The organism is Agrobacterium vaccinii, from assembly GCF_021310995.1.
Lineage (GTDB): Bacteria > Pseudomonadota > Alphaproteobacteria > Rhizobiales > Rhizobiaceae > Agrobacterium > Agrobacterium vaccinii.
Genome location: NZ_CP054151.1, coordinates 1,346,292 through 1,371,432, shown reverse-complemented (window position 1 = coordinate 1,371,432; position 25,141 = coordinate 1,346,292). Strand labels below are relative to the sequence as shown.

22 protein-coding genes and 1 riboswitch are annotated in these 25,141 nt (G+C 58.6%); of the genes, 18 read left to right on the top strand and 4 right to left on the bottom strand.

Translation table 11 applies throughout. The features are described 5' to 3' along the window. Positions 1-44: 44 nt before the first annotated feature. Positions 45-911 carry a D-amino-acid transaminase gene (locus HRR99_RS21410; RefSeq protein ID WP_233124805.1) on the top strand — a complete coding sequence of 289 codons (867 nt, stop codon included), beginning with the start codon at positions 45-47 and terminating at the stop codon, positions 909-911. A 22-nt stretch (positions 912-933) separates the two neighbouring features. Here the strand turns inward: HRR99_RS21410 and HRR99_RS21405 are convergent, their stop codons facing one another. Beyond that, the gene (locus HRR99_RS21405) at positions 934-2,445 is read right to left on the bottom strand and encodes a serine hydrolase domain-containing protein (RefSeq protein ID WP_233124804.1); all 1,512 of its coding nucleotides are present in this window, start codon (positions 2,443-2,445) and stop codon (positions 934-936) included. Between the two features lie 118 nt (positions 2,446-2,563). Between HRR99_RS21405 and HRR99_RS21400 the strand changes: the two genes are divergently transcribed. The 9 genes from HRR99_RS21400 (at position 2,564) to thiD (ending at position 14,086) form a co-directional block, all read left to right on the top strand. Next, positions 2,564-3,601 carry a dipeptidase gene (locus tag HRR99_RS21400; RefSeq protein WP_233124803.1) on the top strand — a complete coding sequence of 346 codons (1,038 nt, stop codon included), beginning with the start codon at positions 2,564-2,566 and terminating at the stop codon, positions 3,599-3,601. Positions 3,602-3,817: 216 nt separating this feature from the next. Further along, positions 3,818-6,418: a bifunctional lysylphosphatidylglycerol flippase/synthetase MprF gene (gene mprF / locus HRR99_RS21395; protein ID WP_233124802.1), complete on the top strand. Its 2,601-nt coding sequence runs from the start codon at positions 3,818-3,820 to the stop codon at positions 6,416-6,418. Continuing rightward, positions 6,415-7,779: an AcvB/VirJ family lysyl-phosphatidylglycerol hydrolase gene (locus HRR99_RS21390; RefSeq protein WP_233124801.1), complete on the top strand. Its 1,365-nt coding sequence runs from the start codon at positions 6,415-6,417 to the stop codon at positions 7,777-7,779. Before mprF ends, HRR99_RS21390 begins: the two co-directional genes overlap by 4 nt. An 89-nt stretch (positions 7,780-7,868) precedes the next feature. Further along, positions 7,869-9,011, top strand: a complete 1,143-nt coding sequence (locus tag HRR99_RS21385) for a M24 family metallopeptidase (RefSeq protein ID WP_233124800.1) — start codon at positions 7,869-7,871, stop codon at positions 9,009-9,011. An 80-nt stretch (positions 9,012-9,091) separates the two neighbouring features. Then, positions 9,092-10,429: a telomere resolvase TelA gene (gene telA, locus HRR99_RS21380; protein WP_233124799.1), complete on the top strand. Its 1,338-nt coding sequence runs from the start codon at positions 9,092-9,094 to the stop codon at positions 10,427-10,429. Between the two features lie 234 nt (positions 10,430-10,663). Then, the gene (gene iolG / locus HRR99_RS21375) at positions 10,664-11,656 is read left to right on the top strand and encodes an inositol 2-dehydrogenase (RefSeq protein WP_233124798.1); all 993 of its coding nucleotides are present in this window, start codon (positions 10,664-10,666) and stop codon (positions 11,654-11,656) included. Positions 11,657-11,736: 80 nt separating this feature from the next. Continuing rightward, positions 11,737-11,839: riboswitch (TPP riboswitch) on the top strand. A 66-nt stretch (positions 11,840-11,905) separates the two neighbouring features. Beyond that, complete coding sequence (locus HRR99_RS21370) at positions 11,906-12,643, top strand: hydroxyethylthiazole kinase (RefSeq protein WP_233124797.1); 738 nt, start codon at positions 11,906-11,908, stop codon at positions 12,641-12,643. Then, complete coding sequence (gene thiE / locus HRR99_RS21365) at positions 12,630-13,289, top strand: thiamine phosphate synthase (RefSeq protein ID WP_233124796.1); 660 nt, start codon at positions 12,630-12,632, stop codon at positions 13,287-13,289. The genes HRR99_RS21370 and thiE overlap by 14 nt, the downstream gene beginning before the upstream one ends. Continuing rightward, a complete protein-coding gene (thiD, locus tag HRR99_RS21360; RefSeq protein WP_233124795.1) occupies positions 13,286-14,086 on the top strand; it encodes a bifunctional hydroxymethylpyrimidine kinase/phosphomethylpyrimidine kinase in 801 nt (266 codons plus the stop codon). Before thiE ends, thiD begins: the two co-directional genes overlap by 4 nt. A gap of 4 nt (positions 14,087-14,090) precedes the next feature. On the opposite strand, the gene HRR99_RS21355 is transcribed toward thiD, so the two are convergent. After that, a complete protein-coding gene (locus tag HRR99_RS21355) occupies positions 14,091-14,552 on the bottom strand; it encodes an Lrp/AsnC family transcriptional regulator (RefSeq protein ID WP_233124794.1) in 462 nt (153 codons plus the stop codon). Positions 14,553-14,678: 126 nt separating this feature from the next. Here HRR99_RS21355 and alr point away from each other — a divergent pair, with 126 nt between their 5' ends. Both alr and HRR99_RS21345 read left to right on the top strand, forming a co-directional pair. Further along, positions 14,679-15,845 carry an alanine racemase gene (alr, locus tag HRR99_RS21350; RefSeq protein WP_233124793.1) on the top strand — a complete coding sequence of 389 codons (1,167 nt, stop codon included), beginning with the start codon at positions 14,679-14,681 and terminating at the stop codon, positions 15,843-15,845. 7 nt (positions 15,846-15,852) lie between these two features. Further along, the gene (locus HRR99_RS21345; RefSeq protein WP_233124792.1) at positions 15,853-17,109 is read left to right on the top strand and encodes a D-amino acid dehydrogenase; all 1,257 of its coding nucleotides are present in this window, start codon (positions 15,853-15,855) and stop codon (positions 17,107-17,109) included. Positions 17,110-17,150: 41 nt separating this feature from the next. Here the strand turns inward: HRR99_RS21345 and HRR99_RS21340 are convergent, their stop codons facing one another. After that, the gene (locus HRR99_RS21340; RefSeq protein ID WP_233124791.1) at positions 17,151-17,861 is read right to left on the bottom strand and encodes a GntR family transcriptional regulator; all 711 of its coding nucleotides are present in this window, start codon (positions 17,859-17,861) and stop codon (positions 17,151-17,153) included. 262 nt (positions 17,862-18,123) lie between these two features. On the opposite strand from HRR99_RS21340, the gene HRR99_RS21335 reads away from it, so the two are divergent. The 6 genes from HRR99_RS21335 (at position 18,124) to HRR99_RS21310 (ending at position 23,724) form a co-directional block, all read left to right on the top strand. Continuing rightward, positions 18,124-19,209 (top strand): ABC transporter ATP-binding protein, encoded by a 1,086-nt coding sequence (locus HRR99_RS21335; RefSeq protein ID WP_233124790.1) that lies wholly within the window; start codon positions 18,124-18,126, stop codon positions 19,207-19,209. A gap of 29 nt (positions 19,210-19,238) precedes the next feature. Next, a complete protein-coding gene (locus HRR99_RS21330) occupies positions 19,239-20,528 on the top strand; it encodes an ABC transporter substrate-binding protein (protein ID WP_233124789.1) in 1,290 nt (429 codons plus the stop codon). A gap of 74 nt (positions 20,529-20,602) precedes the next feature. Further along, on the top strand, positions 20,603-21,514 hold the full coding sequence (locus HRR99_RS21325; protein ID WP_233124788.1) for an ABC transporter permease: 912 nt from the start codon (positions 20,603-20,605) through the stop codon (positions 21,512-21,514). A gap of 1 nt (position 21,515) precedes the next feature. Next, entirely contained in the window at positions 21,516-22,334 is an 819-nt protein-coding gene (locus tag HRR99_RS21320; protein WP_233124787.1) for an ABC transporter permease, read from the top strand. A 10-nt stretch (positions 22,335-22,344) separates the two neighbouring features. Beyond that, complete coding sequence (locus HRR99_RS21315) at positions 22,345-23,091, top strand: aspartate/glutamate racemase family protein (RefSeq protein WP_233124786.1); 747 nt, start codon at positions 22,345-22,347, stop codon at positions 23,089-23,091. Between the two features lie 132 nt (positions 23,092-23,223). Continuing rightward, complete coding sequence (locus HRR99_RS21310) at positions 23,224-23,724, top strand: BA14K family protein (protein ID WP_233124785.1); 501 nt, start codon at positions 23,224-23,226, stop codon at positions 23,722-23,724. 54 nt (positions 23,725-23,778) lie between these two features. Here the strand turns inward: HRR99_RS21310 and HRR99_RS21305 are convergent, their stop codons facing one another. After that, entirely contained in the window at positions 23,779-25,140 is a 1,362-nt protein-coding gene (locus HRR99_RS21305) for a sigma-54-dependent transcriptional regulator (RefSeq protein ID WP_233124784.1), read from the bottom strand. Position 25,141 lies beyond the last annotated feature (1 nt).

The window sequence follows — 25,141 nt, the reverse complement described above, 5'->3', positions numbered from 1 at the left end:
GACCATGAGTCTCGGCCAAACGCCGAGTGTAGAAGGACCTAACCATGCCCAGCGCAACCGACCGCATCGTCTATCTCAACGGCGAGTTCCTCCCCGAATCCGAAGCCAAGCTTTCCATATTCGATCGCGGCTTTCTCTTCGGCGACGGCATTTATGAGGTGACATCCATCATTGATGGCAAGCTGATCGACAGCGATCTGCACATGGCCCGGCTGCAACGCAGCGCCGGTGAAATCGACATCACGCTGCCGGTCACGACGCAGCAGATCGTGGAGGCTGAACGGCGCCTGATTAGGGATAACAATCTGACGGAAGGTCTGATCTATCTTCAACTGACGCGCGGTGCCGAAGACCGCAACTTCCTGTTCTCCGACGATCTCGCCCCGACACTCGTGATGTTCCCGCAGGTAAAGAAGCTGGTCGGCACGCCGCAGGAAGCAACTGGACTGTCGGTGAAATCCGTGCCGGACCAGCGCTGGGCCCGCCGCGACATCAAGTCCGTCTGCCTGCTGCCGCAGGTCATGGCCAAGCGCATTGCCAAGGCCGAGGGCTGCGATGAGGCATGGATGATCGAAGACGGCTTCGTCACTGAAGGCGCCTCATCGACAGCCTATATCATCACCGCTGACAAAAAACTCGTGACGCGCGGCAACAGCAACAAGACGCTGCCCGGCTGCACCCGTCAGGCGGTTCTGCAACTGATTGAAGAATCAGGGCTGACGCTGGAAGAGCGCGCCTTCACACTTGAAGAAGCGCTGACTTCTCAGGAAGCGGCACTCACCAGCGCCGGTAACTTCGTGATGTCCGTCACCAAAATCGACGGCCAAGCCGTCGGCGACGGCAAGCCCGGCCCGCTCGTCACGCGTCTGCGTGAATTGTATCTCGAGCATGCGCTGAAGACGGCGATCTAACGCCGATCGACGCTCGGGCTTTTCAGGTCGAGCGTCGGTATTCGATCATCCGCGCGCGGCTGGACACCAGTTCGATACGGTCTTTGTCCAACATGTGCAGGCACACTCTTTTGGTCCAGGGGCCGTCCACGAGGGTAAAAAGATAGCGTCCGTTGCCGAGTGCCTTCAGCGGCGTGGTGGTACGAAGCGGGCCAATTCCCGTCGTGAAAGCGCCATCGGCAATCTCGAATTCCGACCCTTCCGGCGAGCGCCAACGCCCTGCAAGAGCGGGATCGACCTCGTGTTTGCCGACCGGGAGAAATCGGCGAGGTGCATGCCCGGCTTCACCGACCAATGCCTTTCCATCCAGCCGCAGCCGCATGGGAGACGAGGCGGACCGCGACGACGCCCAGCCGTCACCATCGTCATAGAGCGTATCGTCGGCATCGATGAAGGTGCAGGTGCTGCCCTTGATCTCCAGCCACCACAGCCCCGTTTCCGTGACATAGAGGCCTTCGGGCAACCCCGTCATCGGTCGCGGTAACGGCAGTCCGGTCAGTGCCGCCATGGTCTCCAGAGCGATCTTGAAACCGTTGGTGTCCTCACGGTTGGAGACGACAACGACGCCTTTCCTGTGGTCCGGGTCCAGCAGGAAATATGTCTTGTACCCGGGGTGTGAGCCGCCATGCCCCACAAAACGCCGCTCGCCCAGATGCGACCAGCGCACGCCAAGCCCGTATTCGCTCAGTGCTCCGTTGGCGAGGGTACGTTCCACCGAAAGCGCCTGCAACGTACCGGCAAAGCCCTGCTCACCGTTCAGCAGCGTCTGAAGCCAGCGCACCAGCGCTTCCGCGCTGCCAGCCAGACTGCCGGATGCCGAGAGATGCAGGCCCGCCGCCGAAAGTTGCCAGCCACGGTCATTTCGCCAATAACCCGGCACAAGACCATCGACCGGATCGTTCCAGACATCCGGCGCCTTGAGAAAAATGCCGAGCGGGCCTGCGATGTTCTCCTGCACGAAATCATCGAACCGTCGCCCTTTGCGCTCCAGCGCAGCCTCGACCAGACGATATCCGGTGTTGGAATAGGACACCTCATGCCCGGTCTCAAAATTGAGGCGGGTGAGGCGTGAGAGATAGTCCAGCAGCGGCCCTGCCTTCGTCTCCGTGTAGACCGAGAGCCCAAGGAGAGAGAGACATTCGCGGACATCCGGCAGGCCACCGCTCATGTCCAAAGCCTGCCCAACCGTCACATCGGCAAGCGGGGATTGCAGCTCTGACAGATGTTTCCCGAGGGGATCGTCAAGCGCGATGAGATCGCTGTTTGCAAGCACCATGGCAGAAAACACATGCTTGGTCACCGAGGCGTAGCGCACGATGCTGCGGGCGGTGAAAGGAGCCTTCGTCGCCATGCTCTCAACGCCACCAGCCTTTGAAAACCGGATGCCGCTGATGTCGAAACCGATGATAGCACCGCCCGGCTCGTCGTTTTTCCACTGACCTGCAAATTGCTCCGCAACCGCCGATGCGGCGCTCCAGTCATTGTCATCCAGCATGTATTTTCCGTTCAAATGCTTCCCGCTTTGCGGGTTCAGACCTGTTGCGGCATTGCATTTGCACCTATCTGACGCATACAGCAATGCCAGTGATACACTTTCCGAAAGCGAACGCCTCATGACCAGCTCCACCGCCGTACCCGTCTTCGATGGCCATAACGATACCCTGCTGCGGCTTAAACTGTCCGATTATCCGGTACCGGAAGAACAGTTTCTGAACGGCGACGCGGCGGGGCATATCGATTTGCCGCGGGCGCGGAAGGGTGGTCTAGCCGGTGGTCTCTGCGCGATCTACGTCCCCTCCCCGCGCGGTTTCGATGCCAATGGCGATTTCATCGCGCCTGCGCAGCCGGATGCGCTTGCGACCACACTCGGCATGGCCAGCCTGTTGTTTCGAATCGAAGCCGCCTCGAACGGCGCGGTCAAGGTCTGCCGCAGTGCTTCAGATATTCGCGGCGCGATGGATCGTGGCGCGTTCGCCTCGGTTCTGCACATCGAAGGTGTCGAAGCCTTCGATGCCGACCTGGATGCGCTGCACGTTTTGCATCAGGCGGGTTTGCGCACGCTGGGCCCGGTGTGGAGCCGCCCCAATATATTCGCGCACGGCGTTCCCTTCCGCTTCCCTTCAACGCCGGATATCGGCCCCGGCCTCACCGAAGCGGGCGTGCGACTGGTGAAGACCTGCAACGCGTTGAAGGTTCTGGTCGATCTTTCCCACATGAACGAGCAGGGCTTCTGGGATATCGCCAAAATCTCCGATGCCCCTCTCGTCGCGTCCCATTCCAACGCGCACGCGCTGTGCAATCACAGCCGCAATCTCACCGACCGGCAGTTGGATGCCATCAAGGACACGGGCGGGCTCGCCGGTGTTAATTTCGGCGTGCTGTTCATGCGCCAGGATGGTGTGAAGAATGCCGATACGGACCTTGGCGAACTGGTGCGGCACGTCGATTACATGGTGGAGCGCATGGGTATCGACCACGTCGCATTCGGTTCGGATTTCGATGGCACCACCATTCCCGCTGCAATGAGAGATGTCGCCGATCTCCAGCTTCTCGTGGATGCCCTGCGAAATGCCGGTTACGAGCAGGCCTCGCTGGAAAAGATTTGCCACGGCAACTGGGTCCGGGTGCTCGAAGCGACCTGGGGCGCATGACCGGTTAAAAATATACCGTCGCACAGCCGCCGGTATATTGCTTTCATGTCCATGCAGGATCAAACCGACGCAACAAGACCGGTTGCTGGGTCGCCGCGCCGATCATTCAACGAATTTATGAAATAAAAATCAAATCTTCGTATTTGTGAAAACACAACGAACTAGCGTCAAAATGTTGTGGTTCGCAAAAAGCAATCTGATCCTGTGGAAAAGCCTATGACAGAGAAGACAGACGTAGCGCAGATCGAAGAGGCCGAAGCCGGTCTTGAAGGCTTTTTTGAGCGGTACAGGCCGCATATCACATCCATCGCGGTGACGATCGTCTTCGTGATGATGACCTTCACCATCTACAAGCTGACATCGGAAGTGCGCTATGACGACATCGTCGATGCCCTGGCTGATACCAGTTGGCGCGCGGTCGCACTTGCCATCCTGTTCACGGGACTGAGCTTCGCAGCGCTAATCTGTTACGACGCCAACGCCATCGAATATATTGGCAAGAAGGTCCCGACACCGTCGGTCATTGCCACCGCCTTCATCGCCTATGCCGTGGGCAACACGGCGGGCTTCGGGCCGCTCAGCGGCGGTGCCATCCGCTTCCGTGCCTATTCGCGCATGGGGCTGACGCCTTCGGATATTGCGCGCATCATCGCTTTCGTCACCCTGTCCTTCGGTCTCGGCTTGCTGGCCGTTAGCGCCCTTTCAACCCTTATCGTTGCGCCGCGCGTAGCCGCCATCATCGGCGTTGATGCCATCTGGTTGCGGGGTGCCGCACTTGTCGTCATCTGCATCATGGCGGCACTGATGTTTCTGGGCCGCAATGGCCGCGTGCTTCAAATCAAGCGTCTGAAACTTCGCCTTCCCGATAGCAGAACGTCATCCCGCCAGTTCCTGGTTTCCGCTCTCGATATCGCGGCGTCGGCCTCGGTGCTTTACGTGCTGCTGCCAGAGACGAATGTCGGTTGGCCAAGCTTTTTCGCGATCTATGCGACGGCGGTGGGTCTTGGTGTTCTCAGCCACGTCCCGGCGGGTCTCGGCGTGTTCGAAACGGTGATGGTCGCGGGCCTTGGCAATGCCATCAGCCTTGATCAGCTTCTTGGCGGCCTCGTGCTGTATCGCATGATCTACCACGTCCTGCCGCTTCTCGTCGCCATCATGCTGATGCTGGCAACGGAGATGAAACAGTTCGCCTCCAAGCCTGTCATGGCCGATATCGGCAATCTGGCCGGGCGGCTTGCGCCCTCTCTGCTGTCTGCCTACGCCCTCATTCTCGGCACCATGCTTATTTTTTCGAGCGTGACGCCAACACCAGATAGCAACCTGGACTTCCTGTCCGGCTTCGTACCTCTGCCGATCATCGAGGCCGCGCACTTTCTGTCGAGTATCCTCGGTCTCGTGCTGGTTGTTGCCTCACGCGGCCTCAGCCAGCGTCTCGATGGCGCATGGTGGGTAGCACTGGTGGCGGCTGCCGGTGGTCTGTTCCTGTCGCTGATCAAGGCCATCGCGGTTTTCGAGGCGATTTTCCTCGGCATTTTCATCGTTGCGCTGTTCTTCAATATCAGAAGCTTCACACGCCACGCCTCGCTGCTGCGCCAGGCGCTCGGGCCCACATGGCTTGCCGCCATGGCCGTCATCGTTGCCGGTGCCGCCACCATTCTGTTCTTCGTCTACCGCGATACGGATTACAGCCAGACGCTGTGGTGGCAGTTCGAGTTTTCCGAGGAAGCACCGCGAAGCCTGCGCGCGCTTCTGGGGCTGGTTCTCGCCTCGTCCACGGTTGCGATTTTCAGCCTGCTACGCCCGGTCATCTACAAACCGGACGAAATTCACCCTGATGATGTCGAAAAAGCCACTGCTATCGTCCAGAAGCAGGATGTCGCCGACGCCAATCTCGTCCGCATGGGTGACAAGCACGTCATGCTGTCGGAAAGCGGCAACGCCTTTATCATGTACGGCATTCGTGGCCGCTCTTGGATTGCTCTTGCCGATCCTGTTGGCGACGAAAAGGATTTTGCCGATCTCGTCTGGCAGTTCGTGGAAACGGCACGCTCTTCCGGTGGTCGCGCGGTCTTCTACCAGATTTCACCTGCCATCCTGACCTATTGCGCCGATGCCGGTCTGCGCGCTTTCAAGCTTGGCGAACTGGCCATGGTTGACCTTACCAAGTTCGAACTGAAGGGCGGCAAGCTCGCCAATCTGCGACAGTCGCTCAGCCGTGGTGCCCGCGATGGCCTGACCTTCTCGGTCATCGACACGCCGCAGGTTCCAGAAGTCTACGAGGACCTCAAGCGCGTCTCGGAATCCTGGCTTGCGCACCACAATACCCGCGAAAAGACGTTCTCCCTGGGGTCTTTCGAGAAGGACTACATCCTGTCTCAGCCGGTTGCCGTCCTCTACAAAGACGGTCAGATCACGGCTTTCGCCAACCTTTTGATGACGGAGACCAAGCAGGAAGTCACAGTCGATCTCATGCGCTTTTCACCCGATGCACCGCGTGGGGCGATGGACTTTCTGTTCGTCAGCATTATTGAATATATGCGCGAACAGGGTTACTCCTATTTCAACCTTGGGATGGCCCCGCTTTCCGGCATGTCGAAGCGTGACGCTGCGCCGGTCTGGGACCGGATAGGCGGAACTTTGTTTGAACACGGCGAACGTTTTTATAATTTCAAGGGATTAAGAGCGTTCAAGTCTAAGTTTCACCCGAAATGGGAACCACGCTATGTCGCGGTTTCCAACGGTACCAGCGCCGCATTGGCGCTTATGGACGCAACCGTTCTCATCAGCGGCGGCGTCAGAGGAGTGATTGGTAAATGACAGGCCTGACATATCTGAAAGCCGCCTTGATAGCAGCGACACTTTCCATTCCGTTTTCAGTGTCGGCACAGGACGCCAACGGCTTTCAGACAGGCATGATCCCGCCAGATCACATCATGCTGCCGGATGGCGACGTGGCAGCCAATATTTTCCTGATCTCCGGCCAGAGCGGCTGGGGTGAGCAGGAGCAGACCGAAGCCGAAGCGCTGGTGGAAAAGGGTGCGGCAGTCGTCGGAATCGATTTTCCAAAATATATGGCGGCTCTTCAGGCCGACGATGATGACTGCGTCTATATGATCTCCGACATCGAGGAACTGGCGCAGGAAATTCAGCGCAAGGCCAATGTCTCCAACTACCGCCCGCCGATTATCGCAGGTATGGGTGATGGCGCGACGTTGGCGCTGGCCATGATTGCGCAAAGCCCGGCTGCCACCATCGGCGAGGCCGTGGCCGTCGATCCTGTTGCAGGTATTCCACTTGAAAAGATCCTCTGCACCCCCGCCACCAAGCAGAAAGACGGCAACCGCACGATTTACGGCCTGACCGACGGCGCCCTACCCGCGCCCGTTAGCGTCGTCTTCACGCCCAAGGCCGATGCCAAGGGTCGCGCGCATGTCGAAGAACTGCTGAAATCCCATTCCGACATCGACATCAAGGACGTCACCGACGAGCCGCAGGCAGCGCTTGCCGAAGCCTTGCAGGATCGCATCGATGCCGCCGGCAATACGGATAATCCGCTCGGTCTGCCGCTGACCGTGCTGGAAGCAAAGCCAACCATGGATACGATGGCGATCATCTACTCCGGCGATGGTGGCTGGCGCGATCTGGACAAGGATGTCGGCAGTTTCCTGCAACAGGACGGCGTGCCGACAATCGGCGTGGACTCGCTGCGTTACTTCTGGTCCGAAAAAAAGCCTCAGGACATCGCCGATGATCTGTCCCGCATCATCGACACTTACCGCAAGGAGTGGAAGGTCAAGAACGTTGTGCTGATCGGTTATTCCTTCGGTGCCGACGTCATTCCCGTAACCTATAACCTGTTGCCGGAAAAGGACAAAAGCCGCGTCGTGCAGATGAGCCTGCTGTCGCTGTCCCATGAGGTCTCCTACGAAATTTCGGTGGGCGGCTGGCTTGGCGTCTCCGGCTCCGGCACGCAGGACCCCGTCACCGATCTGGAGAAGGTCGATCCGAAAATCGTGCAGTGCGTCTACGGCACAGATGATGAAGACGCTGCCTGCCCGGCATTGAAGGACAAGGGCGCCGAGATCATCGGCATCGACGGCGGCCACCACTTCGATGAGGATTACGAAGCGCTGACGAAACGGATCGTGGCCTCTCTGAAGAAGCGGCTACAACCCTAAAACTCTTCGCTCAAACGTCTGTCGACATATTGAATACAAGGCAGCATTTCTGTATTCCATCCCCGTGCGATGACAGAGAAAGAACGACGATGCTCCTGGGAATGAAGCCGGACCTGATTGGCGATGCGGAACGCAAGCAGCGGCTGGATCGCCTGCGCCGCCTGATGGAGCAACAAGGTGTTAGCGCTCTGCTTCTGGGTTCGTCGGAAAGCCTGCGCTATTTCACCGGTCTCGTCTGGCATCAGAGTGAACGCCTGCTGGGCGCCGTCGTTACGCAGGATGCACTGCATTATGTCGTGCCCGGTTTCGAAAAAAGCCGTGTCGATACCTTGCCCCATCTCGATGGCGAGGTTCACATCTGGCAGGAAGAGGAGCGCCCGGCAGCACTGGTCGCCTCTCTCGTTGGCGCCACGGGTCGCGTCGCACTTGACGATGCGCTGCCGCTCTTCATCTATCACAGCCTTGCCAGAGAACTGGGTCAGGACCGGCTTTGTGACGGCGGGCCGATGATTGGCAGCCTACGGGCTTGCAAATCCACGACCGAAATCGCCATCATCCAGTATGCCATGAACCTGACGCTCGACGTACAGAAGCGGGCGCATGGCATCATGAAGCATGGCATCCGCGCATCCGAGGTCGTGCGTTTCATCGATGAGCAGCATCTGGAACTCGGCGGCGAAGGCGGCTCGTCTTTCTGCATCGTGTCCTTCGGCACTGCCACTGCCCTGCCGCATGGTGCGGATGGCGACCAGATTTTGCAGCCAGGAGACGCGATCCTCGTCGATACCGGCACGCGCATCGATGGCTACCATTCCGATCTGACGCGGACATACATGATCGACGAACCATCGCCGGATTTCGCAGAGGCCTGGGCCATCGAGCGCGAGGCGCAGCAGGCGGTTTTCGATGCGGCCAAGCTCGGCACGCCATGCAGTGCACTCGATGACGCCGCCCGCCGTGTCATGGCCGGGCACGGTCTGGGCCCGGATTATCAGCTTCCGGGCCTGCCCCATCGCGCCGGTCATGGGCTTGGGCTCGAAATTCACGAGGCTCCCTATATCGTGCGCGGAAACACCACCCCGCTCGCGCAGGGCATGTGTTTTTCCAACGAACCCATGCTCGTTTATCCCGGCCGTTTCGGCATTCGCCTTGAAGACCATATTTATATGGACCACGATGGCGCGCACTGGTTCACGCAGCCCGCGAACTCGCCTACGGACCCATTCGCGTAAAAAACGCAGTCAACAATGCCCTTGAGTGATGTATATAAAATATACTTTTCTAAAAGCGAATCATATTGCTGGAGCTGACGATGCCCGTGGCCGAAAAAAGAAAAACAAAAACACCGGTTTTGGTCGAGCGTATCGCGGATTTCATCGAGAAGGTGAAGCTCACGCGCAAGCCGGATGGCACGTTCGATCCCAAGAAGATCAGTGCCCTATGGAATGAAGAAGTACGCTTCCATTTCGACAATGGCCGCACGGAAAAGACGCTTGAACTCTACATCGTAAAATATAGATACGCGCTCAAGGATGCCTTCGGGCCAAAGACGACACCGCTTGCCATCTGCAACATGAAAAAACTGCGGGAGCGGCTGGACACCTATATCCGAACGGTCGAATACCCGCTGCGTGGGGTTGCCAATTCCATTCAGGAGAAGCTGGAGCGTGCCGAAAGCAACATGGCAGGCCGCAAACCCCGGTTTCTGCTGCGCGTGTCGGACTTCATCGCGGCCACCAACGGGCTGACGACGAAACAGGAGATGCAGACTCTGTGGGATGCCGAGATGGCGTCCATGGGCGACAAGGCGCAGGCGACCGTCATTTCCTACATCACCAAATACCGCAATGCCGTTCGCGAAGCCTTCGGCGATGACCACCCGATGTTGCGCATCGCCGCTGGTACGCCTCAGCTTTACGACGAAGCCCGCAAGATAAAAATGGCGAAGATCGCCACCAAGCACGGATCGCTCATTACCTTCGAGAACTATGCCGAAGTCATGAGACGCTGTCGGCGCTATCTGCACTCCTCGGACCCTATGACGATCGCCATAGGCCTGATGGGCACCACCGGGCGTCGTCCCTATGAAATCTTCACCCAGGCTGAGTTGACACCCGCGCCCTATGGCAAAGGCGTTTCCAAATGGAGCGTGCTGTTCAATGGGCAGGCCAAAACCAAGCAGGGCGAAGGCACGAAATTTGGCGTTACCTATGAAATCCCGGTGCTGGAACAATCGAAAATCGTTTTGGATGCCTATGGGCGCCTGCGCAACAGCAGCGATGGCAAGCTATGGCTCGGCCTCAATGTCGATGATTTCACAGCCGAAGTGCGCCTGCCGCTACGCGACGCCGTTATGGCCAAATTCGAGGACATCTGGCCGAAGGAAGAACCCCCGAAGCCCTACGGCCTGCGCCATCTCTATGCGGAAATCGCCTATCGCAATTTTGCGCAATCGAGCGTGACGAAAAACAGCTACTTTGCAGCCATCCTCGGTCACAACAACAACGACCTCGAAACATCCCTATCCTACATGACCTATACGTTCCCCGAAGATGTGGAGCAGTCCAAAGCCCGTGCTGAACGGGTCGCGGACCGCACCATCCGGCAGATGATCGAGGTCAATCGCATTCCCGGCATGCCTGACAACTGACGTTAGACGGCACTTGCCCGCGCCGCCTGAACCCGTGCATCTGCGTAGATATCTGCGGTCGGATATTTCCCTCCTGTACGCCACCGCAGGACCGCTCATCGGTGGCTTGACACAAATGAAATGGCGCACTAGCAAGATGGAACATATATTCCAAATGGGTCTATTGTGCACGTTGCCGTTCCAGGCGAGACGACAGTCATAACGGAACCCGGCATTCACATCGGGAGGAAAACGATGGTTACGAGATTGGCTTTGCTGGGTGCGGGTCGCATCGGAAAAGTGCATGCCAAGGCGATTGCCGCCGACAAACGCGCCAAACTGGTTGCCGTTGTCGATGCCTTTCAGGACGCAGCTCAGGCGATTGCTGATGAGACCGGCTGCAAAATCAGCACCATCGATGCCGTGTTGGCAGATGCAGAGATCGACGCCGTCATCATCTGCACACCGACCAATACGCATGCCGATCTGATCGAGCAGTTCGCGCGCGCTGGCAAGGCGATCTTCTGCGAGAAGCCTATCGATCTGGATGTCGCCCGCGCTGCCGCCTGCATCGAGGTGGTCAAGGAAACCGATGCGAAGATCATGCTCGGTTTCAACCGCCGTTTCGATCCGCATTTCCGCGCCGTGCGCAAGGCCATCGATGATGGCCAGATCGGCAAGGTCGAGATGGTGACGATCACCAGCCGCGATCCCGGCGCACCGCCACCCGAATACATCAAGGTCTCCGGCGGCATTTTCCGCGACATGACCATCCATGATTTCGACATCGCCCGCTTCCTGCTGGGAGAAGACATTGTCAGTGTGTTCGCGACAGGGTCCGTGCTGGTCGATCCGAAGATCGGCGAACTGGGCGACTTCGACAGCGCCAGCATCATTCTGACCACTGCCAGCGGACGCCAGGCTATCATTTCCAACTCGCGCCGCGCGACCTATGGTTACGATCAGCGTATCGAAGTGCACGGATCGCTCGGCTCCGTCGCTGCCGAAAACCAGCGCCCGGTTTCCATCGAAATCGCGACCAAGGACGGCTATACGCGCCCGCCGCTGCATGATTTCTTCATGACACGCTACACGGAAGCCTATGCCGCAGAAATCAAGGCTTTCATCGACGCCATCGAAAACAACGTGGCGCCATCACCATCGGCCCATGACGGCTTGATCGCGCTGAAACTCGCCGATGCGGCGCTGAAATCCGCACGCGAAAAAGTCGTCGTCCAGATCGTCTGATCCATATATCGACGGGCGGAAACAACGTTTTCCGCCCCTCACCCGCCCATTGACAGCGGGCGCAAAAAACGACACTTTCCAGACATTCCGAGGGGAGCATCTGACGATGCTGAGATGGCGCTGAGCCGGACCCTTGAACCTGATCCGGGTCATGCCGGCGTAGGAACGGAACAGTCGCCCCTTGGCCATGCTTTTCTTTTCTTCGTCATAACCGGATCTCCGTGATGTCATATCTGGAGTGCGATACCGATGGCGAAATTTCCGACGGCGCAAGCGGTGGCAGACGTTCTGTCACGGGTGCGCGAACAAAGGCCACGGGTTCACTGCCTGATGAATACCGTCGTGCAGAAGTTTACCGCAGACGGTATCACCGCCGTTGGCGCGGTCCCCTCCATGACGTCATCGCAGGAGGAAATCGAGAGCTTCGTGGCCAAGGTTGGTGCTCTCACCATCAATCTGGGAACACTGGACGCTGCCCGCCGTGACGTTATTCGGACGGCGGTCAAGGTGGCGAATGCCACAAGCAAGCCTTGGATCATCGACCCGGTGCATTGCGATTACTCGCCCTCCCGACTGGATTTCGCGCGCGAACTCATCGCACTCAAGCCCACGATCGTGCGTGGAAACGCTGCGGAAATGGATGTCATCGGCGATGTCGGCAGTGCCCTTCGCATTCAGACAGGTCCGCAAGACCTGCTTGCCGAGACTACACGCGTGGTAACGATCAGGAACGGCCACCCGTGGATGGCAAAGGTTACGGGCACCGGGTGCCTGTCTGGCGGGGTGATTGCAGCCTTCATGGCGGTAGAGCCCAATGCGATGTTGGCGGCCACGGCGGCGCTGACAGTCACCGGCGTATCGGCCCAACTGGCCGCCGAACACGCGCGCGGGCCCGGCACCTTCGAGGCCACCTTTCTCGATGCGCTCAACGCCATCGACACAGCAGACATTATCGCCCATGCAAGGATTGAACATGATGACCGTTGACTACCGGCTGAACGCCCTTGTGGATGCTTCGTTGACCGACATTGCGCCGCTGCCGGATCTCGCGGCTATAGCGGCCCGCAACGGGGCAACCATTATCCAGTATCGCGACAAACAGGCTACAACCCGCGCGATGATAGAGCAGGCCAAGCGCATCCTAGATGCCTTGAAGCCGACAGGCGTTCCGCTCGTCATCAATGATCGCGTCGATGTGGCGCTGGCATCGGGGGCCGATGGCGTTCATCTGGGTGCTGATGATATGGATGCCGAAACGGCAAGGCGCTTGCTTGGAGCGGATGCGATTATCGGACTCACGGTGAAGAGCCTCGCGGATGCCGAACGTGCGGCGCAGGCACCCGCTGATTACGCTTGCATCGGTGGTGTTTTCGAAACGATCTCCAAAGTGAACCCGGATGCACCGGTGGGGCTGGATGGTCTCAGGCAGTTGCGCAGCTATCTCAGACAGGCGCGACCCGAAATGGCGGTCGGTGCCATCGCAGGTATCACACTGGAACGGGTGCGGCCCGTCATCGCCGCTGGCGCAGATGGCGTCGCGGTAATTTCGGCGCTGTTCCGCACCCCCGATATTACAATGACCACAAAGTCTTTTCGTGACGAAATCGATGCCGCACTGGAGTTGCGCCGATGACATCCATTGCTTTGACGATCGCCGGTTCCGACAGCGGCGGCGGTGCGGGCATTCAAGCCGACCTCAAGACATTTTCAGCCCTCGGGGTCTACGGCGCCAGCGTGCTGACCGCGATCACCGCGCAGAACACCAAAGGCGTGACCGCTGTGGAAGACATCTCGGCGGGTATGATCACCGCGCAGATGAAGGCTGTATTTTCCGATCTCGATATCAATGCCGTCAAGATCGGCATGGTCTCGCGTATCGAAACCATCGAGACCATCGCCACCCATCTTGCAAACCAACCCACGCCCATTGTGCTGGACCCAGTGATGGTGGCGACATCGGGCGACCGGCTGTTGCAGGAAGATGCGATTGAAACCTTGCGCTTGCGCCTGCTTCCTCTCGCGCTGCTGGCAACCCCCAATCTGCCGGAGGCGGCACTACTGAGCGCAAGTCCGGTCGCAACGGACAGGCAGGAGATAATCCGTCAGGCGGAAGCCATTCTTCGCACCGGAGTGCGGGCGGTGCTGATCAAGGGCGGTCACGGCAGCGGGGCTGAAAGCACGGATATCCTGCTGGATGGCGAGACTGTCCACACATTTTCCATGCCGCGCATCGAGACGGACAATGATCACGGCACCGGTTGCACGCTAGCCTCCGCCATCACGGCACATCTGGCGCTCGGCGTCTCGCTGGCAGATTCTATCGGTTTGGCGAAGGAGTATTTGCAAGGCGCGCTGGCTGCTGGCCGAGACCTGCGTGTCGGCCACGGGCATGGACCCGTCCATCATTTTTATCGGTGGTGGAGCGCTTGATCACTCACCCCCGTGGCTTGGGGCTTGCCAGCGCATTACGAATGGCAAAGCTGGAATGGATGCGCGAAACACCGGGCAATTTCGATAGTATATCCTTATGGACACGTTCGAAATCGCCTGCTGTTTCTACCTCGACCCGCAGGAAATAATCCGAACCGCCAGTCATCAGATAGCACTCGCGGATTTCCGGGTATCGACGCACGGCGCTTTCGAAGCGGTTGAGAAAATCCTCGGTCTGCCGGTCGAGCGTGATCTGCACGATGACGGAGATAACTTCGCCGCCCGCCATGCTTCCTGTCAGCGCCGTATAGCCCCTGATAACGCCTTCTCGCTCCAGAATGTCGACCCGCCGCAAGCATGCGGACGGCGACAGGCCCACCTCTGCCGCAAGCTTGGCATTGCTGATGCGGGCATTGAGGCGAAGCACACGAATGATATGACGATCGGTAGCGTCTAAAGCCGACATAAAATCATTCCGTTTTATCGTAGAAAATTGCGTGAAATCGAAATTTCTGGAATATTCGATGGCCTAAACTGCGAAAATTCGATGATCGTTGCAATAGTCTTGTTGGAAAATAACAAGGGAACGACGATGGACATGACGATCAATCGCCAGAAGGCGAGCGGCGGTGCCAGCGGTTATCTGAAAATTGACCTCGGTGCTCTGCGAGACAATTACCTCAGTCTCAAAGCTAGGGCGCCCGGAGCCGTGACCAGTGCCGTGGTCAAAGCCAACGCCTATGGCCTTGGCGCGGATGTCGTGGCCCCCGTTCTGTATGACGCAGGTTGCCGCCATTTCTTCGTGGCGCATATCGATGAAGCACTTGCACTGCGGTTGCGGATTCCGGGCGATGCCGCCCTCTTCGTGCTGAACGGTTTGCAGCCGGGCAATGAGACATCCTGCGCAGCCATGAACATCACACCGGTCATCAACTCGCTGGAGCAGCTTGCGCAATGGGCTGCGCATGCGGCAACGCTGAGCAAGTCCCTGCCCGCGGCGCTTCAGATCGACACCGGCATGTCACGCCTCGGCATGGCGCCGCAAGAACTCGAAACGCTGAGAACATCGCCACACCTACTGGATGGCATCGATATCACCTTCGTCATGAGCCATCTGGCCTGTGCGGATGAGCCTGAACACGCAGCCAATGCGGACCAGTTGAGCGTGATGCGTAGGGCCATTCAGATGTTTCCCGATGCACCCGTTTGCTTTGCCAATTCAGGCGGCATCTTTCTGGGCGCGGATTACCACAATGCCGTCATGCGTCCGGGCATCGCGCTCTATGGCGGCGCGCCTTCCTCGGTACGGCCAAACCCGATGAAGCCGGTGGTGCGGCTGGATGTTGCTGTCGTGCAGACGCGTACGGTACCTGCCGGGACATTGGTGGGGTACGGCGGCTCTCTACGTACGACGGGCGAAACGCGGCTGGCGACACTCGCCGCCGGTTACGCCGATGGCCTGCCGCGCTCGTTGAGCAACAGCGGTGCCGCCTATTTCAATGGGGTGCGCCTGCCGATTGCAGGTCGCGTGTCCATGGACAGTATCAGCATCGATATTTCAGCGCTGCCGGAGGGAACTTTAACCCATGGCAGCTTCGTTCAATTGATCGGCCCGGATCAGTCAATTGAAGACATAGCCGAAGATGCGGGTACAATTGCCTATGAAATTCTGACAGGCCTCGGCCACCGCTACCGACGTACCTACATTCAGCCAGATATGCCCGCCGCAACCGGCCACGCAACAAACGCAGACGAGTGAGACGCAGATGAATATCGTAATTCTCGGAGCCGGTGTCGTCGGCGTAACGTCCGCCTGGTATCTGGCAAAAGCCGGTCATTCCGTAACCGTGATCGATCGCCAGCCTGCGGCGGCGCTGGAAACCAGCTTTGCCAATGCCGGTGAAGTATCGCCCGGTTATTCCTCACCATGGGCGGCCCCCGGCATTCCCATGAAGGCCGTGAAATGGCTGTTCATGGAACACTCGCCGCTGATTATTCGCCCGACGCTGGACCCCGCCGCGCTGAAATGGATCGGCCAGATGCTGCGCAATTGCACCTCATCGCGCTATGCCATCAACAAGAGCCGCATGGTGCGGGTTGCTGAATATAGTCGCGACTGCCTGATGGCGCTGCGCGAGGAAACAGGCATCCAGTACGATCAGCGCACGCAGGGAACGCTGGAAGTCTTCCGCACCCAGAAACAGTTCGATGGTATCGGTAAGGATGTGGCCGTGCTGAAGGCTGGTGGCGTGCCCTACGAAATTCTGGATAGAGATGGCTGCGTGGCCGTCGAGCCCGGCCTTTCGGGATCGCGAGACAAGATCGTCGGCGGCCTTCGCCTGCCGGGCGATGAAACCGGCGATTGCTTCATGTTCACGACCGAACTTTCCAAGCTTGCGGAGCAGGCCGGTGTCACGTTCATGTACGATACTGCCATCACCCGCCCTATCACCGAAGGCAGTCGCGTCACGGCCGTGGAAACCACAAAGGGCACCATCGAGGCGGATGTTTTCATCGGCGCGATGGGCAGCTATACGCCGCAATTCCTCAAGCGCCTCGGTATCGATCTGCCGGTCTACCCGGTCAAGGGCTATTCGATTACCGTTCCCATCATGGATGCCGCGCGCGCGCCTGTTTCGACCGTCATGGATGAGGCGCACAAGATTGCCATGACGCGTCTAGGTGACCGTATCCGCGTGGGCGGCATGGCAGAAATTGCCGGTTTCAGCAAGGATTTGCCTGCAAAACGTCAGGCAACGCTGACACACTCCATCGAAGACCTTTTCGGTGGTGCGGGTGACCAGACCCAGGCGAAATTCTGGAGCGGCCTGCGCCCGATGACGCCGGATGGAACGCCCGTCATCGGCGCGACCCGCTACAGCAATCTGTACCTCAACACAGGCCACGGTACGTTGGGCTGGACGATGGCCTGCGGCTCTGCGCGGGTTCTGGCCGACCTCATTAGCGGCAAAGCGCCCGAAATCGAGACGGCAGATTTGGCAATCAGCCGTTACGCAGCATAAGAATGCCGTCAGTCGCACAGCTTGCGCCTGACCAAAGCTACCTAAAGAGAGAGGGCGTCCTTGAGGGCAAGGCCCTCCTTGTTGCGCAGATCGAGATCGGCTTCGATGTGATCGATGTGGTGCAGCATCAACGTTCTCGCCTTCTCAACATCACCCGCCTCCAAAGCATCAAGTATGGAGGCGTGGTCACCATGTCCGCAGCTTGAAACACCCGAGCGACCATAGAGCGCGATGACGAGCGACGAGCGGGCGACCAGTTCCGCCATGAATTTTTCGAGAATGGCGTTGCCCGCGACCGATGCCAGCATCAGGTGGAAATCTCCCGACGCCTTGATTTCCGCCCGTCTGGCGCTGGGGCCTCGCGCGTGCTGGTGGCGGGTTTCTTCTTCCAGATGCGCACGGATGTCAGCAATAATTGCAGGCGTCAGGCGCTCGATGGCGGCATTGACGATCCCCGGTTCGATCAACCTGCGCGACGAAAAAACCTGCCGCGCCTCTTCCGGCGTGGGGTTTGAAACGAAAGCGCCGCGGTTGCGCTCTGTTTTGACCAGTCCTTCGAAGGCCAGCATCTGCAAGGCGGCGCGCACGACGGTACGACTGACATCGAACAACGTGCCGACTTCCGCCTCGGACAGTTTTGTACCGGGGGTAAGCCGCCTGTCCACGATTGCATCTCGCAACGTATCGCGAATAGCCTGGGCACGGTCTTCCTGCGAGGCATCCAGTTCGGGCGTGATATGGGCAATGGTCATGGCAGCATCCGTATTCCCCTTGCCTTTTACATCGAAGCAGCAAAACTGAAAACAAAAAACGTCTGCACGGTAGGCGTCGGATTGAATACAATCCTTATGCAACATCGAAAACAATCGCATATTTTTTGGGCACAACAGACAGCCGTCAACTTCTTCTTTTTTCCAGCCGGACAAAATATCCTTTAATTTTATGAGCTTATCGGGCGCTCATCGAACTGGCACGGCGTATGCAGAGAATATGCGGACAGTCAGGGGAACCCGCATGAGCAAAGCCGCCGAAATCGACATCGCTTCCGTTTCGAAAGTCTACGGCACGACGACGGCTGTGCATGCGATCAGCCTTAAAATTCCTGCGGGTAGCTATTGCTGCCTGCTCGGCCCCTCCGGCTGCGGTAAGACCTCGACTTTGCGCATGATTGCCGGGCATGAGACCATCTCGAGCGGTGATGTCAGACTAGGCAATACGGTGGTCACGGATTTTCCACCCGCCAAGCGCGGCACGGCGATGATGTTCCAGTCCTATGCGCTGTTCCCCCATCTTGACCTCATCGACAACGTCGCTTTCAGCCTCAAGATGAAGGGGGTCGACAAGGAGGCGCGGCGCGCAAAGGCGATGGAAATGCTGCAACTGATGCAGCTCGACCCCTATGCCGATCGCAAACCGGCCCAGCTTTCCGGTGGCCAGCAGCAGCGTGTGGCGCTGGCACGGGCGCTGATCACCGATCCTGAGGCGCTACTCCTCGATGAGCCGCTCTCGGCTCTCGATCCATTTCTCAAAATTCGCATGCGGGCGGAGCTCAAGAAGCTGCAAACATCGCTCGGCATTACCTTTGTACACGTCACCCACAGCCAGGAAGAGGCGATGGCGCTGGCCGATATCATCGTCATCATGAATGACGGTCGCATCGAGCAAGCAGCAACCCCGCGCGAGGTGTTCGAGCGACCCGCGACCGGCTTCGTTGCCCGCTTCATGGGCAACCACAACGTCATTTCCGGTCGCGTCAGAGAGACGGTGGGCGACACCCTGACGATGGATGTCACGGGTGGCGGATCGTTCATAGCCACGGGCAATGCCCCGGATAGCGGCCCGGTCGATATCGCCATCAGAACGGACCGCGTTCGTGTTGGCGAAACGGATGTGTCTGGTCTTGGCTTCACCGGCATCGTCTCCAACGTCGAATATCATGGCGCCAGCGTGAAGATCGTCGTCGCGGGTGCCGGTTTCGAGGACTTCAACGTGACTTTAAGCGATGTCGCCTTCTTCGAGAAACCCGTCAAGGTCGGGGAGGCCATACCGCTTTCATGGAATGCGGCCGATGCCATCGTGCTCGGACGGATAGAAAAATAACCACAAAAACCAACCAGAGGAGAATTTTCATGACCACTCGATCCAGCATTAAAAAAGGTCTGTCCCGTCGTGGCCTTCTCAAGGCAGGCGCGGCAGCAACCGGTGCCGCCATCGGCTCCGGCCTCATCACCGGCTTCCCGACCATCTGGGCACAGAACCCGATTACACTGCGTCAGTTTGGCACCGGCGTATCGAACCTCAACGCGATCGCTGAAAAGTGCAAGGCGGACCTCGGCATCACGCTGGAAATGACGGCAACGGATTCGGATGCCGCTGCACAGCGCGCCGTAACCCAGCCGAACTCCTACGACATCGCCGACATCGAATACTGGATTCTCAAGAAGGTCTATCCGGCAGGCGTGATCCAGCCGATGGAAATCAAGAAGCTGAAATATTACGACAAGATCGTACCGCTGTTCAAAAACGGCAAGCTGACGCCTGACAGCGTCATTGCTCAGGGTACGGCACCGCACACCGTTGGTTTCGTGGAAAAGCCGGGCGACAAGAAATTCGCCAAGGGCGAAACAGACTATTTCACCATGGTCCCGACGATCTACAACGCCGATACGCTCGGCATTCGCCCGGACCTCGTCGGACGTGAGATCACCAGCTGGGCCGATATCATGGACCCCGCGTTCAAGGGCAAGGCATCGATCCTCAACATTCCGTCCATTGGCATAATGGATGCTGCAATGATCATGGAAGCCATGGGCAACGTCAAATATGCCGACAAGGGCAACATGACCAAGGAGGAGATCGACAAGACGATCGACTTCCTGATCAAGGCCAAAAAGGACGGCCAGTTCCGCGCCTTCTGGAAGAGCTTCGACGAGAGCGTCAACCTCATGGCATCCGGCGAAGTCGTCATCCAGTCCATGTGGTCGCCTGCCGTCGCCGCCGTGCGTTCCAAGGGCATCGCCTGCAAATACCAGCCGCTGAAGGAAGGTTACCGTTCATGGGGCGGTGGTCTCGGCCTTGCCAAGCACCTGTCAGGCGCAAAGCTGGATGCTGCCTATGAATATATCAACTGGTACACCTCCGGCTGGGTCGGCGCGTACCTCAACCGTCAGGGTTACTACTCTGCCGCCATGGATACGGCCAAGGAACACATGACTGCGGACGAGTGGGGCTACTGGGTCGAGGGCAAGGCCGCGCAGGGCGACATCATCGCTCCCGATGGCAAGATCATGGAAAAGGCCGGTGCGGTACGCGATGGCGGCTCCTTCCAGGAGCGCATGGGCAAGGTCGCCTGCTGGAACTCCGTGATGGACGAAGACCGCTACATGGTCCGCCGCTGGAACGAGTTCATCGCAGCCTGATCACCTCAAGACGACAACGGGATGCGCGGATTTATCTCCGCGCATCCTTTCCCAGTAAAGCGAGGAGACGGGCCATGGTCACAGTGAGACTGATCGGCGTCAGTGAAAAGACGGACAAGAAAAGCCGCAGCTTTGCGCTTGCCCCGAAACTCGTCGCCTATCTGCAGGCAGCGCCGCTTGCGCTTATCCTCGGTTTCTTTCTGGCCCTGCCGATCCTGATGATCGCCATCGTCAGTTTCTGGGATTACGACTTTGCCCAGATGTATCCCGGCTTTGTGACCTTCAATTACGGGGAAACGCTGGGATCATGGATGACGTGGCAGACCTATGCCAACACGCTGAAGTTCGCAGCCATCGTCTGGGCCATCACGCTGTTTTGCGGCTTCTGGGTTGCTTATTTTCTGGCATTCCACATTCGCACCACCACAATGCAAATGGTGCTGTTCCTCATCTGCACCGTGCCGTTTCTGACCTCCAACATCATCCGCATGATTTCATGGATACCGGTGCTCGGTCGAAACGGGTTGGTGAACAGCGCGCTGGTCAATATGGGCATCGTACCGGCCCCGGTGGAGTGGCTGCTCTATTCCGATTTCGCCGTGGTGCTGGCCATGGTGCATCTCTATACGCTGTTCATGGTCACGCCGATTTTCAACACGCTGATGCGTATCGATAAATCGCTGGTAGAGGCCGCACGGGACGCAGGCGCAACGAGCTGGCAGATACTCTGGAACGTCATCATTCCGCTCGCCAAACCGGGAATTGCCATCGGCACCATCTTCGTCGTCACCCTTGTCATGGCGGACTTCTCGACGGTTCAGGTCATGTCCGGCGGGCAAAGCGCGTCGGTCGCGCTGATGATGAAGAACCAGATGTCGTTGCTGCAATATCCTGCTGCCGCTGCCAATGCCGTGATCCTGCTGGCACTCGTGCTGCTGATGGTCGCTGGCATATTACGCGTCGTCGATATCAGGAAGGAGCTTTGACATGCACTCTGAAAAACGCGGTCGCGAGTTCTATATTCTGGCGTTCTTCTTCGCGCTGTTCGTGCTGTTTCTTTACGGCCCGCTCTCGGCCATTCTCATCCTCGCCTTTCAGGGGCCGAATGGCGGCCTGACCTTTCCGCTGAACGGCGTGTCGCTGCACTGGTTCGGCAATCTGTTCGAGCAGCAGGCGGTCGGAGATTTCGGTGGCTCGTTCCGCCGCTCTTTTGCTCTGGGCATCATGGTTATGCTCTCGACCGTGCTGGTCTCTCTTCTGGCCGGCTTGGCGTTTCGCCGCAAATTCGTTGGCGCGACACCGCTGTTTTATCTGTCCGTCGCCAGCCTAGTGGTGCCATCGATCATCATCTCTCTAGGCATCGGCGTTTTGTTTCAGCAACTCGGGCTGGAGCCCTCGTGGTACTCATCTGCCTTCGGGGCACATCTGACATGGACGCTGCCCTTCGGCGTGCTGATCATGCTTGCCGTCTTCAACCGCTTTTCGCCATCCTACGAGGAAGCCGCGCGTGATCTGGGTGCAACGTCATGGCAGACATTTCGCGAAGTCGTCCTGCCGATGATAGCGCCGAGCCTGATCGGCATCGGCCTGTTCGGCTTTACGCTGTCCTATGATGAGTTTGCCCGCACGCTGATGACCGCTGGCACCTACAATACCCTGCCGCTGGAAATCTACGGCATGACGACCAACGTCACCACGCCGGTTCTCTACGCGCTGGGTGCGGTCACCACATTCTTCTCGCTGCTGGTCATTGCGGCGACCCTCGGTCTCATCGTTTATCTGAACAGACGCCAGTTGAAAGTCTGAACAAGCCATCATGCGCATTCTCATCGTCAATCCCAACACCACCGCATCCATGACAGCAACCGTGGCCATAGCAGCAAGAAGCGTTGCGGCCCACGGCACTGACATCATCGCCACCACATCGCAAATGGGCCCGGTTTCCATCGAAGGCTATTATGACGAGGTCTTCGCCGTTCCCGGTTTGCTGGCCGAAATCGCCAAGGGTGAGCGGGAGGGTGCGCAGGCGGCCATCATCGCCTGTTTCGATGATACGGGGCTGGATGCCGCACGGGCGCTTGCGCATATTCCGGTGATCGGCATCTGCGAGGCGGCTGTGGCGACGGCCTCTTTCATCGCGCAGAAGTTCACCGTCGTGACCACCATGGAACGCTCCCGCCTGCCGCTGGAGCATCTCGTCCATCGCTACGGCATGGGCCATCGCGCCAAGGTCCGGGCCGCGGATATTCCGGTGCTTTCGTTGGAAGACCCCAATTCGGATGCGCTGGAACGGCTGCGTTTTGAAATAGACGCTGCGATCCGTAACGACAGAGCCGACGCAATCGTGCTGGGCTGTGCTGGTATGGCAGACCTTGCTGCAAAGCTCTCCGAAGAATTCGGCGTGCCCGTGGTGGACGGCGTTTCTGCGGCGGTAAAGCATGCTGAGGGGCTGGTAACGCTGGGGCTCAAGACGGCAAAGCGCGGCGCCTACGCATCGCCCGTCCACAAACCCTATCTCGGCATGATGGCGCCATTTGCACCTGAAGCGATCATAACTGGCTGACGGGCGCTCTGCCCTTTTCATGCCGTCACGGTGATGCCTTAATTCATTCAGCCCGCATTCAGCCAGCCAGAGCTAATTCTTAACCATCAGATAACAACTGGCAGCCCGCCGCCTTCTGGATGGAAAAAGAAAATGGCTTCCTTCGCAGCAAAAACACTTCTGGCTCTTGCAGTCTCCGCAACAGTCCTTGCCCCTCTCAATTCGGCATCAGCCGACGAGTGGCGCCGCCATGACCGCGACGCGGCTCTTCTGGGTGGCGTCCTTGGCCTTGCTGCCGGTGTGGCAGTCGGTTCGGCACTTTCACAGCCGCGCTACTCGGATGAGCGCGTCTATGACGAGCCTCCGGTGCGTCAGTACCAGACCTATCAGCCAAGCTACACATACAGCGAGCCCGACGATAACTATTACTACCGTCAGGCACCTCGCCCGGTCTATCGTGCGCAGCCTGTCTACCGCGCCCAGCCGGTTTACGACACCCGCCCGGCCTACCAGCCTCGCTCAACATATCGCACCATCGAGCCATGGACGAATGCCTGGTACGACTATTGCTCGCAGCGCTACGGCAGCTTCAATTCGCGCACCGGAACTTACATGGGTTACGATGGCCAGAACCACTTCTGCGTGGCAGGCTGATCGCGCAACGGCATCGCCTCCTCATCGCCCGACAGGCGTTGAGGAGGCATTACTCTACGCACCTTTCTGAACATAGTCGGTGCGGCTGATGTTGTGGCGTTGAAGCTTGTCGTAGAATGTCTTGCGGGCGATGCCCAACGCGGCAATCGTTCCGGAAACATCGCCTTCGTGCTTTTCCAGCACTTCCCGGATGATATTTTCTTCCTCGCGATCCATTCTTTCCGCCAGCGTGCCGGAGACATCGCGCGGCGCGACTGGCGCGACAGCCGGTTCTGAGGTCGCTTCCAGTCCCAGCACAACCCTTTCGGCAAAATGCCCAAGCTCTCGGACATTGCCCGGCCAATCGTGATCATTCAGGTGGCGCGACACGGTGGAGGTAATCGACGGCACCGGCATGCCGAAGCGGGCGGAGGCCTTCTTGACGAAGTGCGAAAACAGCAGCGGAATATCCGCCCGTCGTTCCCGCAACGGCGGAATGGATAAAGTCACGACGTTCAGCCGATAATATAGGTCATCGCGAAAGTCACCGCGCTGCTGTGGATCACCGAGGTCCACCTTTGCGGCAGCTACCACGCGAATGTCCACGGGCCGCTCTTCATTCGAGCCGACAGGAGATACTTGTCGCATCTCAAGAACCCGCAGCATTCGCACCTGCACTGCGGGCGGCATGCTTTCGATTTCATCGAGAAACAGCGTTCCGCCGCTGGAATGTTCGATGCGACCAATGCGTTTCTTCTGCGCACCGGTAAAAGCACCGGCTTCATGGCCAAAGAGCTCGCTTTCGATCACCGTCTCCGGCAGGGCCCCGCAATTCAGCGCGACGAAATTGCCCTTGGCGCGGCGTTTGCTCCAATTGTGAAGAGCCGTTGCCACCACTTCCTTGCCGCTGCCGGTCTCGCCTGCCACCAGCACGTCGACATCGGTATCGGCGATATGGCGCAGGGTGTTGCGCAGGCGCTCCATCGCCGGTGTCTGGCCGATTAGCGGAAGGTCGTCCTCAGCCTGCACCGCCGCCAGTTTCAGGGCGCGGTTTTCCATGATGAGACGACGTTTTTCCAGCGCCCGTCGCGCGCTTTCCACCATGCGTTCGGCAGGGAAGGGTTTGGAAATGAAATCATAGGCACCGTCATGCAGCGCGGCCACCGCCATCGGCACATCGCCGTGGCCGGTGATGAGAATGACCGGCAGATCGGGATCGATCTGGCGCAGTCGTTCGAAAAACTGAAGGCCATCCATGCCGGGCATACGCACATCCGAGATCACGACACCGTCGAAGTTTTTGGACAGAGCCTCCAGCGCCAGTTCCGCCTTTGGAAACGGCGTGACTTGGATGCCATGCAGTTCCAGTGTCTGGCGCATGGCCTTGCGCAGTTGCGAGTCATCATCGACCAGATAGACCGTTCCGCTCATCGTCATC

What these genes read in the sequence shown, in the direction of transcription:
- HRR99_RS21305 (WP_233124784.1), bottom strand. Translation starts at nt 25,140, where the DNA reads ATGACGATGAGCGGAACGGTCTATCTGGTCGATGATGACTCGCAACTG.
- HRR99_RS21345 (WP_233124792.1), top strand. Translation starts at nt 15,853, where the DNA reads ATGAATATCGTAATTCTCGGAGCCGGTGTCGTCGGCGTAACGTCCGCC.
- HRR99_RS21315 (WP_233124786.1), top strand. Translation starts at nt 22,345, where the DNA reads ATGCGCATTCTCATCGTCAATCCCAACACCACCGCATCCATGACAGCA.
- iolG (WP_233124798.1), top strand. Translation starts at nt 10,664, where the DNA reads ATGGTTACGAGATTGGCTTTGCTGGGTGCGGGTCGCATCGGAAAAGTG.
- telA (WP_233124799.1), top strand. Translation starts at nt 9,092, where the DNA reads ATGCCCGTGGCCGAAAAAAGAAAAACAAAAACACCGGTTTTGGTCGAG.
- HRR99_RS21370 (WP_233124797.1), top strand. Translation starts at nt 11,906, where the DNA reads ATGGCGAAATTTCCGACGGCGCAAGCGGTGGCAGACGTTCTGTCACGG.
- HRR99_RS21330 (WP_233124789.1), top strand. Translation starts at nt 19,239, where the DNA reads ATGACCACTCGATCCAGCATTAAAAAAGGTCTGTCCCGTCGTGGCCTT.
- thiE (WP_233124796.1), top strand. Translation starts at nt 12,630, where the DNA reads ATGATGACCGTTGACTACCGGCTGAACGCCCTTGTGGATGCTTCGTTG.
- HRR99_RS21410 (WP_233124805.1), top strand. Translation starts at nt 45, where the DNA reads ATGCCCAGCGCAACCGACCGCATCGTCTATCTCAACGGCGAGTTCCTC.
- HRR99_RS21325 (WP_233124788.1), top strand. Translation starts at nt 20,603, where the DNA reads ATGGTCACAGTGAGACTGATCGGCGTCAGTGAAAAGACGGACAAGAAA.
- alr (WP_233124793.1), top strand. Translation starts at nt 14,679, where the DNA reads ATGGACATGACGATCAATCGCCAGAAGGCGAGCGGCGGTGCCAGCGGT.
- mprF (WP_233124802.1), top strand. Translation starts at nt 3,818, where the DNA reads ATGACAGAGAAGACAGACGTAGCGCAGATCGAAGAGGCCGAAGCCGGT.
- HRR99_RS21390 (WP_233124801.1), top strand. Translation starts at nt 6,415, where the DNA reads ATGACAGGCCTGACATATCTGAAAGCCGCCTTGATAGCAGCGACACTT.
- HRR99_RS21385 (WP_233124800.1), top strand. Translation starts at nt 7,869, where the DNA reads ATGCTCCTGGGAATGAAGCCGGACCTGATTGGCGATGCGGAACGCAAG.
- HRR99_RS21310 (WP_233124785.1), top strand. Translation starts at nt 23,224, where the DNA reads ATGGCTTCCTTCGCAGCAAAAACACTTCTGGCTCTTGCAGTCTCCGCA.
- HRR99_RS21335 (WP_233124790.1), top strand. Translation starts at nt 18,124, where the DNA reads ATGAGCAAAGCCGCCGAAATCGACATCGCTTCCGTTTCGAAAGTCTAC.
- HRR99_RS21320 (WP_233124787.1), top strand. Translation starts at nt 21,516, where the DNA reads ATGCACTCTGAAAAACGCGGTCGCGAGTTCTATATTCTGGCGTTCTTC.
- HRR99_RS21405 (WP_233124804.1), bottom strand. Translation starts at nt 2,445, where the DNA reads ATGCTGGATGACAATGACTGGAGCGCCGCATCGGCGGTTGCGGAGCAA.
- HRR99_RS21355 (WP_233124794.1), bottom strand. Translation starts at nt 14,552, where the DNA reads ATGTCGGCTTTAGACGCTACCGATCGTCATATCATTCGTGTGCTTCGC.
- HRR99_RS21400 (WP_233124803.1), top strand. Translation starts at nt 2,564, where the DNA reads ATGACCAGCTCCACCGCCGTACCCGTCTTCGATGGCCATAACGATACC.
- HRR99_RS21340 (WP_233124791.1), bottom strand. Translation starts at nt 17,861, where the DNA reads ATGACCATTGCCCATATCACGCCCGAACTGGATGCCTCGCAGGAAGAC.
- thiD (WP_233124795.1), top strand. Translation starts at nt 13,286, where the DNA reads ATGACATCCATTGCTTTGACGATCGCCGGTTCCGACAGCGGCGGCGGT.